The organism is Mycobacterium florentinum (assembly GCF_010730355.1).
GTDB classification, from domain to species: Bacteria; Actinomycetota; Actinomycetes; order Mycobacteriales; family Mycobacteriaceae; genus Mycobacterium; species Mycobacterium florentinum.
The window spans coordinates 716,843-732,200 of sequence record NZ_AP022576.1 but is presented as its reverse complement, the minus strand read 5'-3'; the positions used below and the strand labels follow the sequence as shown (position 1 = coordinate 732,200).

Genomic DNA, 15,358 nt, shown 5'->3' with positions numbered 1-15,358 from the left:
TCTTATTCGATGCCGACCGCTTCGATAATGTTCAAGCGGGCCGCGCGGCGGGCGGGTGGGACCGAGCCGAGCAGGCTGATTGCCAGAGCGCCGAGGGTAAACGCCAGTGCCATCCAACTGGGGTGGAAGGTGACGTGGAAATTCATCATGTCGCCGCTGACCAGACTGAACAGCCACTGGTCCGCGCACCCGAACGCCAGCCCCAAAATGCCGCCCACAAACCCGATTCCGGCCGCCTCGGCCAGCACCATCCGCAGGGTGAACCGGCGGCTGGATCCCATCGCGCGCAGCACCCCGATTTCGCGACGCCGTTCCAGCACGGACAGCGTCAACGTGTTGAGCAGCGCGACCGCGGCCACCAGCACCACGATGATCCAGACGGCGTTGGCGATGAACATGCTCTGATGCATCGGCGCCTCGAGGCCGGCCAGCTCGGCGTTGCCGTCGTAGACGTAGTTCGGCGCCGGGACCGCCGCACGGATATCGGACAGTAACCGACGCGGATCCACGCCGGGGGCCGCAGCGATCTGCAGCGTCGTCGCGACCGGGCGGTCGAACCACGCCCGCAGCTGGTCCAGGCTCAAGCCCAGGGTGCCGATGACCGTCGAAAAATAGGGGACCAGGGCCAGCACCGGCGCCTGCCGCACGCCGTGCGGCGTTTGGATGCGGAGCTGGTCGCCGACCCGGACGTGCAGGGTCTTACCCAGATTCTGCGAGAGCACCACCCCGCGGCCGGCCAGCACGTCGTCGCGCACCTGCCGGTCGAGTGCCCGGTACAGCGGATCGGCAGTCCCCGCGGAGAACCCGTCGAGCATCACCCGCGTGCCCCCCACTTCGGCGAACCCGTACGCCCCCTCGGTGACATGCGCGACGCCCGGCACGGCCGCCAGCTTGTCGGAAAGTCCTTGCGGCAGAGCGTCAGTGGGGTAGGTGTCGGGCGGATTCGCGCTCACCCACACCGGAGTGTCCACCACCGGCGCGAAGATGCCACGCGCGGACCGGATCATGTCGTTGTTGGTGCCGGTGATCGTGACGGTCGTGATGACCGCGATCACCACCGTCATGACCGTCGCCCAGACCCGTCGCGGCGCGCGCTCAATGGTCGCCGCGGCGAGGGCGCCGACGGTGCCGAATATTCGCGCGGTGGCGGCCGCGGCGTTGACGATCGGCATGGTGAGTGCGAAGCCGAGCGCGATCTCCGCGGAGAACACGGCCGACATCGCGATGAACGCCAGGATGCCGCGCTGGGTGATGACGACCGCGATGGACACCGCGAAGACCGTGGTCGCCCCGACACCGCACGCGACCCGCAGCCAGCGCGGCACGCGGTCGGCCGCCGACACTCCGACGGGCGCCAACGCCTCGATCGGTGCGACCTTGTAGACCTGCCGTGCGGCCATCGCCGAGGCCACCACGCTGGTCAGCGCGGTCGTGACGATCGCTACCGGTATCGCGTAGCCGGGTAGCCAGTATTCGATGCGGGCTTCGAGGCCTTGCGTCATGGCCGGTGGCAATCGGCCAATTGCGAGGCGGCCCATCAGGATTCCGATTGCCGAGCCGATCCCGCCGCCGATCACCCCGAGGATCGCCGCCTCCGCGAGCATGTCGCGGACGATGACGGCGCGCCGGCCGCCGATCGCGCGCAGCATCGAGATGACCGGCCGGCGCTGGGTGATCGCCATGGTCATGGTGGTGTAGATCAAGAAGGCGCCGACCATCAACGCGACCATCGCGCCCATCAGGGCCATGTAGTTCATCAGCTTGACACCGTCGCCGGCTCGAGTCGCCCTCATACTCGGGTCGGCGACGATGGCGCGGCCATTGACCGCTGCGTTCACCGCGGAGCGAACCTGCCCCAGATCGGCGCCGGGCTTGATCGTGATCAGGATCGAGTCGAGCTGGCCTTGGCGTCCGGTGACGTTCTGCGCCAACGCAAGTGGCGCGAGGACATAGTGCCCGCCGTTGAGCGCCGCAACCTCCTTGCCGGCGAGCACCTCGGTCACCGTGACCGAATCCGAGCCGAGCTGGAACGTCTCTCCCTTGCCATGACCGACTCCCGGACCGACCCGGACCCCGTTCGCGGGTCCAGGTGGATTCGCGGGTTGATCCGGTGCACCGGTTTTCTGCTCTGGCGCACCGTTTTTCAACGCGTCCTTGAGCGCACCGCCCAACGCCGCAAGCCGATCGTCGGCACCGAACAGCAACACCGGCCCCGACGAGGTGGACACCGATGTCCGGATCATCGGCGCGGCGGTCGCCACCCCGGGAACCGCGGCGACGTCGGCGGCGATCGCGTCGGGAAATCCCGCGTCGGTGATCCCGGAGACCTCGAGCGAGGCGACGCCGGCGATCCCATCGCTGAGGCGATTGACCGAACCGGTGATCGAGCCGAAGATACCGAATACCGCCACCAAATACATTGCGGAGACGGCCATTACCGCGATCGAGGCGAACGTGCGCCGCCGGTGCACGGCGAGTTCACGCAGGCTGAACACACGTAGCCGGCTTGCGGTGGCGCTGATCGCGGAACCCGGTCTCACACCAGGACCGCCGATCGTTCGTTGGAAACGATCCGGCCGTCCTGCAGCATGATCACCCGGTCGGTTGCCTCCGCGGCTTCGGGGTTGTGGGTCACCATCACCACCAGGCGGCCGCGCCCGGCTTCGTGCGCGACGTCGGCGAGCAGCGTCAGTATCGAAGCGCCCGTGGTGGAGTCGAGGTTTCCGGTGGGTTCGTCGGCGAGGATCAACGGTGGGTCCATCATCAGCGCCCGCGCCACCGCGACGCGCTGCATCTGGCCGCCCGAGAGCTCCGCCGGCCGGTGCTCGGTCCGGTGTCCGAGGCCCACCCGCTCCAGCAGCCGAATCGCGTCGGGTTTGGCCTTGCCGAGGCGCACGCCGTCGAGCAGCTTGGGTACTGCGACGTTCTCCCACGCGGACAGGGTCGGTAGGAGGTTGAAAAACTGGAAGATGAAGCCGACGCGGTGATGGCGAAACTGTGACTGCTGTTGGTCGTTGAGTCGGCCGATCTCGTCCCCGTCGAATTCGATCGACCCGGAATCGGGGGAGTCCAGCGCGCCGAGCAAATGCAGCAACGTGCTCTTGCCGGCACCGGAAGGCCCGACCATCGAGACGAATTGCCCGCCCTCGAGGCGCAGGCTGATGTCGTCGAGGGCACGAACGGTTTGTCCGCCAATCTGGTATTCGCGCACCACATCACACAACTCGATGGTCAGCAGCTTGTGCTTGGGGCCAGCGCGGGTGTCGAGTCGTCTGAACATGATCCTCCTGCGGCTTCACGCGTAATCAGCGCGCGTCTGCCGCTAACCGCACGGCGCCCAAGGCGCTGGTACCCGGTTAACGAGACCCGACCGTGATCGGTTCATGGCATGCGGCCGCAGCGCCTCGGCGAAGTGCCGATCCTGGCCGACGCCTCGAGCCGCGCGAAGGTGGCCTGCCGGCCCCGATCGCCTGCACTTCAAGCTGAATACCGTGGCGGTATGTATTCAAAATTTAACCGAGTGCGTCCACTCGTGGTGTAGCCGACCACTGGTCACCTACCTAGACTCCTAGGCACCGGGGGGTTTACCAAGTCACTAGTCGAGCGGGCGGCTATGGAACGACTGAGCGGGCTTGACGCGTTTTTTCTCTACTTGGAGACGCCGACACAACCACTGAACGTGTGCTGTGTTTTGGAGCTGGACACGTCGACGATGCCGGGAGGGTACAGCTACGGTGCGTTCCGGTCCGCGCTGGCAAAAAGCGTTGCGGCGGTGCCTGAATTCCGGATGAAGCTCGCCGACAACCAGTTGAACGTGGACCACCCGGTGTGGGTGGACGACGAGGACTTCCAATTGGAACGGCATGTGCAGCACGTCGGTGTGCCGGCGCCCGGGGGGCGCCGCGAGGTGGCCGAGATCTGTGGGTACGTCGCCGGGCTGCCGCTGGACCGTGATCGACCGCTCTGGGAGATGTGGGTGCTGCAGGGCGGTGTCAACAGCGACGCGGTTGTGATGATGCTCAAGGTTCACCACGCGCTCGTCGACGGCGTCGCGGGTGCCAACCTGCTGGCCCATTTGTGCAGCTTGGCGCCCGACGCGCCGGCACCGAAGGCGGTCGGCGGCGCGGGTGGCGGTAATCCGCTCCAGATCGCGGTGAGCGGTCTGATGGGATTTGCCCGTCGTCCGTTGCGGCTGGCGACGGTGGTGCCCGCGACGATCCTGACGTTGGCGCAGACGGTGCTGCGGGCGCGTGATGGCCGCACGATGGCCGCGCCGTTCTCGGCCCCGTCGTCCCCGCTCAATGGCTCGGTCACGCGCTACCGCAACATCGCCTACACGCAGCTGGATATGCGCGACGTCAAGCGAGTCAAGGCCCGCTTCGGGGTGACCGTCAACGACGTGGTCGTGGCATTGTGCGCCGGCGTGCTACGACGCTTCCTGCTGGAGCGCGGCGAGCTCCCCGAGAACCCGCTGGTGGCCACCGTGCCGGTGTCGGTGCACGGCAAGTCCGACCGCCCCGGGCGCAACCAGACCACCTGGATGTTCTGCCGGGTTGAAAGCCAAATCAGCGATCCGGCCGAACGTATCCGCACCATCGCCGCCGGAAACAGTGCCGCTAAAGAGCACACGGCTGCCTTGGGCCCCACCCTGCTGCACGACTGGACACAGTTCGGCGGCCCGACCATGTTCGGCGCGGCGATGCGGTTGCTGCCGCACATCCCGATCAACCGCAGCGCTTACAACCTCATCCTGTCGAATGTGCCGGGCCCGCGGGATCAGCTGTATTTCCTGGGCTGCCGCGTCGCCGCGATGTACCCGCTCGGGCCGATCATCGGCGACGCCGGACTCAACATCACCGTGATGTCGCTCAACGGAGAACTCGGCGTCGGCCTCATCGGCTGCCCGGATCTGCTGCCCGACCTGTGGGGCATGGCCGACGCGTTCCCCGATGCGCTCAAAGAGCTGCTCGAGTGCGATGACATTCCCTCCGACGACAGCTACCCGCCGGACGCGTGAGGACGACGGCGCATCGCACGCCGCCGCTGACCGGTAACCGGGACACCACTGCGTCCCTTCGCTCGACAATGTCGCATGTTATGTGTGTATTCGAAGGCACCGCGGCCTACGCTGGCTGCGAACCGCAGGAGGGTCTTTGACAATGGAACCGAACCAGCTCGACCCCGTCGCCAGCGAACGCCTCTCGCACGCCGGGAAGTTATGGACGTCCGATCTTTCGATCAACGAATTCGCACTGCTGCATGGCGCCGGATTCGAGCCGATGGAGCTCGTGATGGGCGTTTCCGTCTATCACGTCGGCTACCAGTTCACCGGTATCCGGCAGCAGTCGGAGCTGCCCGTGCTGACCGACGCGACCTACCGGGCGCGGTGGAATGCGATGTCGCGAATGCAGGCCGAGGCCGACGCGCTGGGCGCTGACGGAGTGGTCGGTGTCCGGCTCGATTGGCGCCATCAGGGTGAGGGCGAGCATCTGGAATTCATCGCGGTCGGAACCGCCGTGAAATACACCGCAAAGCCGGGAGCGTTTCGACGGCCCAACGGGCAGGCATTCAGCAGCCACCTGTCCGGCCAGGATCTGACCACCCTGCTGCGCTCCGGGTTTGCGCCGGTCGCATTCGTGATGGGCAACTGTGTGTTTCACATTGCCGTCCAAGGCTTCCTGCGGACACTCGGCCAGGTGGGGCGCAACGCCGAGATGCCGCAGTGGACGCAGGGCAGCTACCAAGCCCGGGAGCTGGCCATGTCGCGCATGCAGAGCGAGGCCGAGCGAGACGGTGCAAACGGCGTCGTGGGTGTGCATTTCGCCATCTCCAACTACGCCTGGGGCCACCACACCGTCGAGTTCTACGTGGCCGGCACCGCCGTGCGCCGCACCAGTGAACCGCAAACCATCACACCGTCGTTCGTGCTTCCGATGAGTGATTGATGACGACGTACGACCATGAGCGGGCCAGCCGCGCGATCGGAGCGGCCCTGGCCGGGCCCGGGGGAGTCGGGCAGGTGATCAGGGTGTTCTGCGGCGTGCCCGGCGTCATTCTGACCCCGGCGCGGCGCGGGTTTTTCCGGTCGGCGCCGGAGCGGGTCCAAATCGGCGACTGGCGCTACGAACTCACCGCCGATGGGCGCCTGCGCGCCGGCCACATCGTCAACGGCATCGTGTTGGCCGAGGAGGTCCTGGCTGCCGGCGTCGTCGGTCCGCATATCACCCGCGCGCTCGGGCAGCTGGTGAACCACTACGGTCCGACCATCATTCCCAACATCGACGCCGCCGTCGAGGTTCTCGAGGCGGCGCCCCGCTACTGAGTGAATCACTCAGTGGAACAGAGCTTTTCGAGGCCGAGACCCGCTCCCCGAGGACTTACGCCGCCGGTCCCGGGGGTGGTCCGGGGTGGTGCGAGGTCACCGGCGCGGGCGTCGGTGACGGCGTGGCCGACGGTGCGGCTGAATGCACCGGCGCCGGCGTCGCCGTCGGGCCGTGTCCCGGCGTCGGCGAGGGTGTCGGGGGAGTTGCTTCGGCAATGCGGTTCGCGCTGAAATCCGCTGCCTGATCGATCATCCCGACCTGCTGGTACAGCCGATGGGCGGAGAAGTCGCCCGAGCCACTACAGATCGGATCGTTGGGCACACACAACTCGATGGCCTTGGGCGCATACAGCGGGTCGATCGTGACCGGCGGCTGATTGATCATGCTCATGAATTGGCTCGCCGGCTTGCCGAACAGGGCGACCGCGGCAACATGGTTGGCGACCTCGGCCGGCATCGGTTGCAGGTCCTGCCCGACGCGGGCACCATCGGGCACCTGGCTAGCGGTGACGAAGCCCATCACGGCCGCACCCTGAGAGTACCCGCCCAGCACCATCTGGGTTTTGGGGCAGGCCGCCGCGGTCTGCTCAATGTGAGCACCCGCGTCGCTGATGCCGTCGACGGCTTTGGGAAAGCTCATGGTCGCCGGGTAATCGACCGCGTATACCCCGAGCGACTTGGGGCCGAGGCGCGCACGCAGAGCCTCGACAAAATCGTCGCCGATGTCGCCCAGTCCGGGCGGCTGGTCGGTGCCCCGGGCGAATACGACCTCGACATCGGGGCACGGTTCGGCCGACGCGGTCCGAACGGGAGGGATCAACGCCCAGGTGGACGTTGTAGCGGCACAAAGTAAAACGGGGAGGGCGTACGCCTTCACGCGTTGAATTTTGTCACACTTTCACCACGAGCGCTTCGTATGCGTTTTCGCGTCGGCCGGATTGTCACCCCGGGCGCCGGCCGCCCGATAAAGCGCCGTCGCGCAGCTACTTTGGCGCGTCCTGCTCGCCGGCGCGCCGCCTGTGCACAAAGGCACTGACCGCCCGGAGCACGCCGCGGAATGCGTAGGCGGCGGCCAGCACGCACAGCATGATCAGGAGGATGAACATCGGCAACCAGTTGCCTCGGCTGTGGTCGACGTCCCACCAGACGATCGTGAACAGCACGGCGCAAAGCACCACCACCACATCGCGCCAGTTGCCTTGGTACGACATCGCGGCCCTGCGCCAGGCGCGACTGCGGTTTGCCGAGTCGATCAGATCGTCGATGCGGGAGTCGATCGAGTGCCGCAGCGCGTCGCGCCGCTCGGTGGCCTCGGGCGGGAGTCGATCCAGCAGGTCCATGTCCTGCTCGATCAATTTCCGGTAGTCGGGGCCCCGGAACTGCACGGCCGCGATCGCGAGCATGGCAGCACCGAAAACGGGTGCGCCGTCCAGCGCGAGCTGTCCCAGTCCGACCATGGTCACTCCTCCTTGAGCAGCTGGCCCCGGAATCAGGACGCGGCCGAGGGTCTCCGCCGGGCTCGGGGCTCGGGAGCCCGCAACGGATCCATCGCCTGGGCGATTTGCGGGTAGGCGATGGCCGGTCCGATCCAACGGATCAGGTAGCGCCGAAGATCGGATCCGCTGCGCGGGGGCCGGCCGGGGTCTGCCAGGAACGAGTGCAGCAGCCGAAGGGTGAATTCGTTCAACTCGTCCAGGCCCTCGTCGTCGAAACCGTGCTGCTCCCAATCGATGTCGAAGCGGTGCAGCATCGATCGCCCGAACGCGAGCGCGGTATCCGACACGATGGAGATCGTTTGACCGCTGCGGTTGCGCCGGTTGAGCACCAACTCGAGCTGGTTGTCGGAAGCCAGCTGTTCGACGGCGAACGCGAAACTTTCGGTCACCGCCAGGACGGGGTCGGTGATTCCCTTGAGATGGGCCGCCAGATGATCGAGGAAGCCGTCGGCCGACCGCATCGCGCTCGCCACCAGCAATGCCTGGGTGCCGGGGAAATACCGGTACACGGTCTGCCGGGTCACGCCCAGAGCGCGGGCGACATCGGCGATCCGCATGGCCGAGCCGCGTTCGTCGATAATCTGGTCCGCCGCATCCAGGATCCGCTCGATCGCCTCTTCGTCGGAGGAGGGCGTGTTTCCGGCCCAACCGTGACTGCGCATGATCAGCGGGCGGCAAACGTGTCGTCGGTCATCATCACCGCTCGATCATATCGTCGCAGCTAAACGATCGTTGCTGATGCGCGCAGCCGGCCCGGAACCGGCGCCCGCTGTCCGGGCAACCGGTGTTCGGCGCGGGATAGGCGGTCTAACCGGATCCTGTTGTGGTGGAAAGGCTTTCGGTAGCGATCTGTTTGGCCCACCGGTAGTCGGCCTTGCCGGCGGGCGAACGCTGAACCCTGGCCGTGCGGATGATGGCTTTCGGCAGTTTGTAGCGGGCGATGTGTTGCTGGCACGTCGCCAGCAGCTCCTCGTCGGAGGGATCGGAGCCCTCGACGAGCTGAACGATAGCCACGACCTCGTTGCCCCAGCGCTCCGAGGGCCGGCCGGTGACCACCACGTCGTAGATGCCGGGGTGTTCGGCCATCGCGGCCTCGACCTCTTCGGCGAAGATCTTTTCGCCGCCGGAATTGATCGTGACGGCGTCACGCCCGAGCAGTTCGATCCGCCCGTCGGCCAGGAACCGGGCCCGGTCCCCGGGAATCGACCAGCGCACTCCGTCGACGACGGGGAACGTGCGTGCCGTCTTCTCCGCATCGCCGAGGTAGCCCAGCGGGATCATGTCGCGCCGGGCCAGCCATCCCTCGCCGCCGCCGGGCCCGATTTCGCGGCTGAAATCTATTGCCAAAACCCCGGTTTCGGAGCCCGGCGTAAACGTCGCCACCGCGGTGGGTTCCGATTGTGTCGGCAGGGCGCTCATCTGCAGACCGGTTTCGGAGGCCCCGGCGCTATCGATCACCAGCAGGTTCGGTAGCGCGGTGACAAAGCGCTTGCGCACACTGGGGGTCAAGGCGGCGCCGCCGTTGCTGATATTGATCAGTCCCGACAGGTCGTAGTCACCGCGTTCGATCTCGTCGATCAGTGGGCGGGCGATCGCGTCGCCGACGACCGGAATGCTCATCACCCGTTCGCGTTCGACCAGTCGCAGAATCTCGTCGGCCCGGATGCTGTGGACGTCGTCGGGGAACGTGACCCAGCCGCCCATCGTCATGATCTGGAAGGCGCCCCACTGCGCGGCACCGTGCATCAGCGGCGGGATCAGCAGCACGGACGCGAAGCCCGGCGCGGCGGACGCGCGCTCGGCCAGTTCGTCGTAGGACTTCATCGCCTCGTCGGAGCCGAAAGGGCGTCCGCCCATTGAGGATACGAACACGTCGTGCTGCCGCCACAGCACGCCCTTGGGCATCCCGGTGGTGCCGCCGGTGTAAAGCATGTACAGGTCGTCCCTGCTGGGAGTAGGCATTCCGCCGGGCGGAGGCCCGGTCGCGACGATCGATTCGTAATCCACCGCACTGGGTAGCAGCGGCTGACCGGAATCATCGGCCACCTGAATCAGGAATTCCAGGTGCGGGAGTTGATCGCGAATCGCTGCGACGCGGGGTGCGAACTCGGCGTTGTAGACCAGGGCCCGGGCTTGCGCGTTGGCGAGCAAGTAGACCAGCTCGGCATCGACGTAGCGGTAGTTGACGTTGAACGGTGCGATTCGCGATCGGTAGGCCCCGATCATCGCCTCCAGATAGTGGTTGCCGTTGCGCAGGTACAGCCCGATGTGATCCTGGCCGGATTCGTGGCCCTGCAAGCGATCCCGTTCGGTGTGACATCCCAGTCCCAGCGATGTGAGGTAGTGTGCGACGCCGTCAACCCGGGCGTCCATCTCCGCGTAGGTCCACTGGCGTCCGCGCCAGAACAGCGCGCGTTGCTCGGGCAGTGCCTGTGCCAGAGTCGAAAACACCGTCGACAGGTTGAATCCGCTTTCCGCCATGACTCTCCTCGAAGTTTCGCCGGCGCTGCCCGGCGGGATAGACTGGTCCAAATCACTTGTGCGGCAGGCTAATCAGGCAACCGAAGCTCCCAGGATGAGGTTGACCGCCTCGTCGAGTTGCCCGGCGATCTCCTCGTAGCTGACGAAACGCGCCGTCATCAGCGCACCGGCGAAGGTCATCTGCAGGGTCGATTTCACGGGCCGCGGCCAGCCCGGCCCCAGCGCGGCGGCGATCCGCTTGGACACTTCTTCGCCGATCTGTTCGCGCAGTGGCTTGACGGCGGGATCGTCGGCCATCAACGCCGCTCCGCAGGCGGCGCTGAGCTCGGGCTCGTCGGCCACGGCCACCGCCATGTCGCGCAGCGTCGCGCTCACCCGGGTCTTGGTGGTGTCGTTGACATCGGTGTGCAGCGGCAGTTCGTGCAGAAAACGCAGATACACCGCGGCCACCAGGGCGCTTTTCGACGGGAAGTAGGTGTAGGCGCTGGCCGGCGATACCCCGGCGCGGGCGGCAACGGCCCGCATCGTCAGGTTGGCGTATGACGATGCACGCAGTTCCTCGAGGCCGGCGTCGAGGACCTTGCGGATCGTTTGCCCCGGCCGCCGATCCGAGCGGCGGGCACCCGCGGCACCGTCCACCATCCGGTCAGCAGGCGCCGCTTCTCTAGACACCCGTCTAGTGTAGGAAACGGAATGCCCCCGGCCAACAACACCGTCCCGTAGCCGCTAAACGACGCGGTGCAGCGGCAACGGAGTGACATTCGGCTGGCTTGCTGGACACGAAAGCGCGACAAGATGCGTCAAATGCGGACAGCTGTCCAGAACTTTGCGGTGGGCGTTCGTCGTGCCGAGCGTCGTAAGGTGGCGGCTGTGACCCGGCAGGACCAGCGCCGTTGGGACGAGCGGTACGCCGGCAAGGGGCCGGCGTCCGGCGGTGCGGTGGGGCCGCCCGGCGCGTTTGCCGCTTATGCCGACATTTTCCCGACCACCGGGCGGGCGCTCGATATCGCCTGTGGCCGGGGCTTCGCCGCCGTCTGGCTGGCCCAGCGCGGCATGGAGGTCGTCGGGTTGGACGTCTCCGCGGTGGCCATCGGCCAAGCACGGGAATTGGCCCGGCACCGCGGCGTCGACGAGCGCTGCCGTTTTGACGTCGTGGATCTCGACCACGGCCTGCCGGACGGGCCACCCGTCGACGTGATCGTCTGCCACAAGTTCCGCGACCGTCGCCTCGACCGGGCGTTCATCGATCGATTGGCGCCGGGCGGACTGCTGGCCACGGCGGCGCTCAGCGAAGTCGGGGCCGAACCGGGTCCGTTTCGCGCGGCGCCCGGCGAGCTCACCGTGGCCTTCGGCGACCTGGACGTCATCGCCGCCGGCGAAGGCCAGGGGCAGGCATGGCTGCTGGCGCGAGCGTGAGGCCGGCGAAACTACCCCTGCGCGCGGCTCGATCGGCGACGATGTTCGACCCGTCGCGTCGACGTGGCGGTGCGGTGGTTGGGCGTGTTGCTGCGGTGCGAGGTCGCCGATTCGGTCGGAGCGGGATTGCGTTTCGGTGACCGGCTGCTGTTGCGGTGACGTTGCCCGCCGGCCTTCGGCCGCTGCTGCTGATGCGAACGCGCGGGCGCCGTCGCCGGTGCTTGGTAAGGCGCAATTTCGCCGACCAGCGCCTGCACGGCCTCCGATGTCGCCGTCACGTGCTGAGGTGCGACCTTGATACCGGCCTTGCGCATCAATGCCTGGGTGTCCTGTCGCTGCTCGGGCAGCACGACGGTGACGACGTCACCGGCGCTGCCGGCGCGCGCGGTGCGCCCGGAGCGGTGCAGATAGGACTTGTGCTCGGCGGGCGGGTCGATGTGCACGACAAGTTCGACCTCGTCGACGTGCACGCCGCGCGCGGCGATATCCGTTGCCACCAGCACCCGGGCGCTGCCCGAGGCGAACATCGCCAGGTTGCGCTCACGTGCGGGCTGAGACAGGTTGCCGTGCAGGTCGACTGACGGAACTCCCGATTCGGTGAGCTGCTTGGCGAGTTTGCGCGCTTGATGCTTGGTGCGCATGAACAGAATTCGGCGGCCGGTGCCGGAAGCGAGCCGGTGCACGACCTCCTTCTTGGCCTCCGCGTTGGCGACGTGGAACACGTGATGCGTCATCTCGGATACCGGAGAGTCGGCTCCGTCGACGGAGTGCAACACCTCGTCGCGCAGGAACCGGTTGACGAGCTTGTCGACGCCGTTGTCCAGGGTCGCCGAAAACAGCAGCCGCTGGCCACCGTTCGGAGTGGCGGCCAGGATTCGGGTGACGCCGGGCAGAAAGCCGAGATCGGCCATGTGATCGGCCTCGTCGATCACGGTGATCTCGACCGCATCGAGGCTGATCAGCCGCTGCTTCATCAGATCTTCGAGGCGACCCGGGCAGGCCACCACGATGTCGACGCCGGATTTCAGCGCGACCACCTGACGGTGTTGCGAGACACCGCCGAAGATCGTCGTGACGCGTAGACCGCAGGCGGCTGCCAACGGCTCCAGCGTCGCGGTGATCTGGCTCGCCAGCTCGCGGGTCGGTGCGAGCACCAAACCCGATGGCCGCGACCGGCGGCGGCCGCCTTCGGAGAGCCGGCTGACAAGTGGGATCGAGAAGGCGAGCGTCTTGCCGCTGCCCGTTTTTCCGCGGCCGAGTACGTCGCGCCCGGCCAGCGTATCGGGCAGGGCCGCGACCTGGATCGGAAATGGATGTTCGATGCCGCGCTCCGCGAGTGCGCTGACGATTTGTCCGCGTACGCCGAGATCGGCAAAGGTTTTGTCGGTAGTCACTTTTCGGTGCCTTTCAGGCATCGGTATGCCGGGCCGCTGCTTGTCGCGCGCGGTTCTCAGCACAAGGTGGCGAGATTGCCGGAGGGCAAAATCGATCGCCGCGAGACAAGCTGGTGCGGATGCACGGATCACCTGAACGTGGTGAGTTAGCCCGAATTTCGGGGCGGCACCACTGGGATGAAGAAGCGTTCCACGACGTAGTTGACATCTAGCTGTGAGGCCAACGTTGCTGCCAGCATAGCGCACCGGGCACACAACGACGAAAAAGTGCCATGTGATGTGCGTCGCCGCGATTGATCAGGATTCGAGCCGGGCCCGCACGGCCGCCATGCGCTCTTCGAGTTCGGCCTCGTCGATCACACCATGCGCCAAGAGCGAATGCGCCAGTGCAACCAACCGGTTTTCCGGGTACGGCAGCTCGGAATACACCGTCGCCGACAGGGTGTCCTCCTCGTTGCGCCGCTCGAGGAAGCCGAGTGTCTCTGGGCCGCAAGCGCTTTGATCGAGGGCGTCGCAGATCCCGTCCAGGCTGGTCTGCCACGGCGGCACCGGGTTGTCGACTCCGTATTTGGCCGCCATTCGGCTCCAGACCTGGTTTCGCTCAACGATTTTCGTCAGCGACGCGATCGTCGAGGTCTTGGCCGGGTCCAAGCTTTCGGAAGCGCTCACGTGTTGGCCTCCATGTCAGTCGGCAACCGGATGGATGGCGGGCCGGGTTTCGGTGATCGCGTTCGTGGTGACGCCGGCCTTGGGCAGGGCGACACCGATCAGGCAGTCGCGGGTGACGATTTCGGCCAGCTGGTCTTCGGTCCAGCCGTCGGTTCCGTCGGGGCGTACGGGCATCACCATGAATCGGTGCTTCTGATTCGAGTCCTCGACCCGAATCTCGACCTCTTCGGGTAGGTAGAGGCCGAACTCGGCGAGCACCTGGCGCGGCCAGCGCACGATGCGACGGCGGAAGTTGGGCGTGCGGTACCACTCGGGCGAATTGCCCAGAATCGGGCGCGGGTAGCAGGAACAGAGCGTGCACACGATGACGTGGTGCAGGGTCGGCGTGTCCACCAAGACGTGAAAGGCCGTGAAGTCACTCGGCGTGCCGAAACCCGTGGGGTGCAGCCAGTCGACGCCGACTTCCTTACTGGCGGCAAGCGGATCCGAAATCACCAGCTTCTTGAATTCGGGGTCGAGCCAGGCCCGGGCCACCAGGTGGGCCGCCGGAGTCGGACCGATCTGCTCGGCGTATTCGGTCATGCGGCGATGTTCCTCGGCGGTGAAAATGCCTTTCTCGATGCACAATTCGCGAAGGGCTATCTCGAGGACCTCGAAATCGGTGATCTCGTCCACCATCGGCGCTGCGGTGCGATCGTGATCGTGGTCGTGATCGGTCATGCTGAGGTCCTTTCGACCGCTTCGAGCCACCGTTGGGGAATCTCGGTCTGCAGCGTGTCGTTGGTGGGACCGGTGTAACCGTGCCAGAGTTCGGACAGGTTGAACCGAACGATGTAGAACCACTCGGGTTTTTGATCGGGGCCGGCCCAGGTCTCGTCTTCGGCGGCGGGGCTTTCGTAGGTGACGACGGCGATCTCACCTTGGGCGCCGCGGACGTATTCCTGGGTGCGGGTATAGAGCAGGATGGGCAGGTCCTTGACGACGACCTTGTCGCCGACCCGGAACTTCGGCTCGCCGGCCTGCCCGGCAAAAACCTGCGGATCGCCCTTGCCGACGGCGTGGATGTGGTGTTCGTTGCGTTTGACCGTGGCCGGGTCGCCTTCGAATTTCGGCTTGGCCTCCAGAGGCTTACCCTGCAGCCCGCCCTCATACCGGGCCTTGACCTCGACCATGCGCTCGGCCAGCTCGCTCACCCCGATGTGGTGCTTCTCGACGAGGACGCGCACCACGGCGAGCAACCAGCGCACGTAGTAGGGCAGACCAAGATAGATGGCGCGGCCGAGGTCGACATTGCCCATCCGGCGCCGTTCCTCCGACAGCCAGATGCCCCGCCAGCCGAGCACCTCACACATGATGTAGGTGTTCTCTTCCCAGATCTCGTACTGCTTGTTCTCGTACTTGATCGGCGCGTCGGGTTCCCCGCCGACGTCGTGCGGGGTCTTCGCGTATGCGGCGAATCGGTCGTGATCGATGAGATCCGGCGTCGGCGCGTCCGGAAGTTCCGGGTAGGCGGATTTGAGCCTGGCCACCAGGTCCAGCTGGGCTGCGCGGTCCGCAGGGGTCGCCATAACCAGCTCCAC

Annotated in this window: 14 protein-coding genes and 1 pseudogene; 4 read left to right on the top strand and 11 right to left on the bottom strand. The window is 66.5% G+C overall.

The annotated features are described in order from the left end of the window. Positions 1–2 precede the first annotated feature (2 nt). Entirely contained in the window at positions 3–2,540 is a 2,538-nt protein-coding gene (locus tag G6N55_RS03550) for an ABC transporter permease (protein WP_085225275.1), read from the bottom strand. Beyond that, the gene (locus G6N55_RS03545; RefSeq protein ID WP_085225374.1) at positions 2,537–3,235 is read right to left on the bottom strand and encodes an ABC transporter ATP-binding protein; all 699 of its coding nucleotides are present in this window, start codon (positions 3,233–3,235) and stop codon (positions 2,537–2,539) included. Before G6N55_RS03545 ends, G6N55_RS03550 begins: the two co-directional genes overlap by 4 nt. 378 nt (positions 3,236–3,613) lie before the next feature. Between G6N55_RS03545 and G6N55_RS03540 the strand changes: the two genes are divergently transcribed. The 3 genes from G6N55_RS03540 (at position 3,614) to G6N55_RS03530 (ending at position 6,322) form a co-directional block, all read left to right on the top strand. After that, positions 3,614–5,017 (top strand): WS/DGAT/MGAT family O-acyltransferase, encoded by a 1,404-nt coding sequence (locus tag G6N55_RS03540; RefSeq protein ID WP_085225277.1) that lies wholly within the window; start codon positions 3,614–3,616, stop codon positions 5,015–5,017. A gap of 142 nt (positions 5,018–5,159) precedes the next feature. Continuing rightward, positions 5,160–5,945: a heavy metal-binding domain-containing protein gene (locus tag G6N55_RS03535; RefSeq protein WP_085225279.1), complete on the top strand. Its 786-nt coding sequence runs from the start codon at positions 5,160–5,162 to the stop codon at positions 5,943–5,945. After that, a complete protein-coding gene (locus tag G6N55_RS03530; protein WP_085225280.1) occupies positions 5,945–6,322 on the top strand; it encodes a DUF5073 family protein in 378 nt (125 codons plus the stop codon). The genes G6N55_RS03535 and G6N55_RS03530 overlap by 1 nt, the downstream gene beginning before the upstream one ends. Positions 6,323–6,536: 214 nt before the next feature. On the opposite strand, the pseudogene G6N55_RS03525 reads toward G6N55_RS03530, so the two are convergent. The 5 genes and pseudogenes from G6N55_RS03525 to G6N55_RS03505 form a co-directional block, all read right to left on the bottom strand. Next, positions 6,537–7,142, bottom strand: a pseudogene (locus tag G6N55_RS03525) (cutinase family protein); the annotation flags it as partial. Positions 7,143–7,305: 163 nt separating this feature from the next. Continuing rightward, complete coding sequence (locus G6N55_RS03520) at positions 7,306–7,779, bottom strand: hypothetical protein (protein WP_085225284.1); 474 nt, start codon at positions 7,777–7,779, stop codon at positions 7,306–7,308. Positions 7,780–7,811: 32 nt separating this feature from the next. Further along, on the bottom strand, positions 7,812–8,480 hold the full coding sequence (locus G6N55_RS03515; RefSeq protein ID WP_085225286.1) for a TetR/AcrR family transcriptional regulator: 669 nt from the start codon (positions 8,478–8,480) through the stop codon (positions 7,812–7,814). A 145-nt stretch (positions 8,481–8,625) separates the two neighbouring features. Further along, positions 8,626–10,299, bottom strand: coding sequence for an acyl-CoA synthetase (locus tag G6N55_RS03510; protein ID WP_085225288.1), 1,674 nt, complete (start codon positions 10,297–10,299; stop codon positions 8,626–8,628). A gap of 72 nt (positions 10,300–10,371) precedes the next feature. Beyond that, positions 10,372–10,941 carry a TetR/AcrR family transcriptional regulator gene (locus G6N55_RS03505; RefSeq protein WP_085225290.1) on the bottom strand — a complete coding sequence of 190 codons (570 nt, stop codon included), beginning with the start codon at positions 10,939–10,941 and terminating at the stop codon, positions 10,372–10,374. A 228-nt stretch (positions 10,942–11,169) separates the two neighbouring features. Between G6N55_RS03505 and G6N55_RS03500 the strand changes: the two genes are divergently transcribed. Continuing rightward, the gene (locus G6N55_RS03500; protein WP_139827022.1) at positions 11,170–11,715 is read left to right on the top strand and encodes a class I SAM-dependent methyltransferase; all 546 of its coding nucleotides are present in this window, start codon (positions 11,170–11,172) and stop codon (positions 11,713–11,715) included. Between the two features lie 11 nt (positions 11,716–11,726). Here G6N55_RS03500 and G6N55_RS03495 read toward each other — a convergent pair whose 3' ends face one another. From G6N55_RS03495 to G6N55_RS03480, 4 genes are all read right to left on the bottom strand, one after another. Further along, positions 11,727–13,109, bottom strand: coding sequence for a DEAD/DEAH box helicase (locus G6N55_RS03495; protein WP_085225378.1), 1,383 nt, complete (start codon positions 13,107–13,109; stop codon positions 11,727–11,729). 297 nt (positions 13,110–13,406) lie between these two features. Continuing rightward, positions 13,407–13,688: a thiocyanate hydrolase gene (locus G6N55_RS03490; RefSeq protein ID WP_276073118.1), complete on the bottom strand. Its 282-nt coding sequence runs from the start codon at positions 13,686–13,688 to the stop codon at positions 13,407–13,409. Between the two features lie 105 nt (positions 13,689–13,793). Next, positions 13,794–14,498 carry a thiocyanate hydrolase subunit gamma gene (scnC, locus tag G6N55_RS03485; RefSeq protein ID WP_085225294.1) on the bottom strand — a complete coding sequence of 235 codons (705 nt, stop codon included), beginning with the start codon at positions 14,496–14,498 and terminating at the stop codon, positions 13,794–13,796. After that, positions 14,495–15,346: an SH3-like domain-containing protein gene (locus tag G6N55_RS03480; RefSeq protein ID WP_085225296.1), complete on the bottom strand. Its 852-nt coding sequence runs from the start codon at positions 15,344–15,346 to the stop codon at positions 14,495–14,497. The genes scnC and G6N55_RS03480 overlap by 4 nt, the downstream gene beginning before the upstream one ends. Positions 15,347–15,358 lie beyond the last annotated feature (12 nt).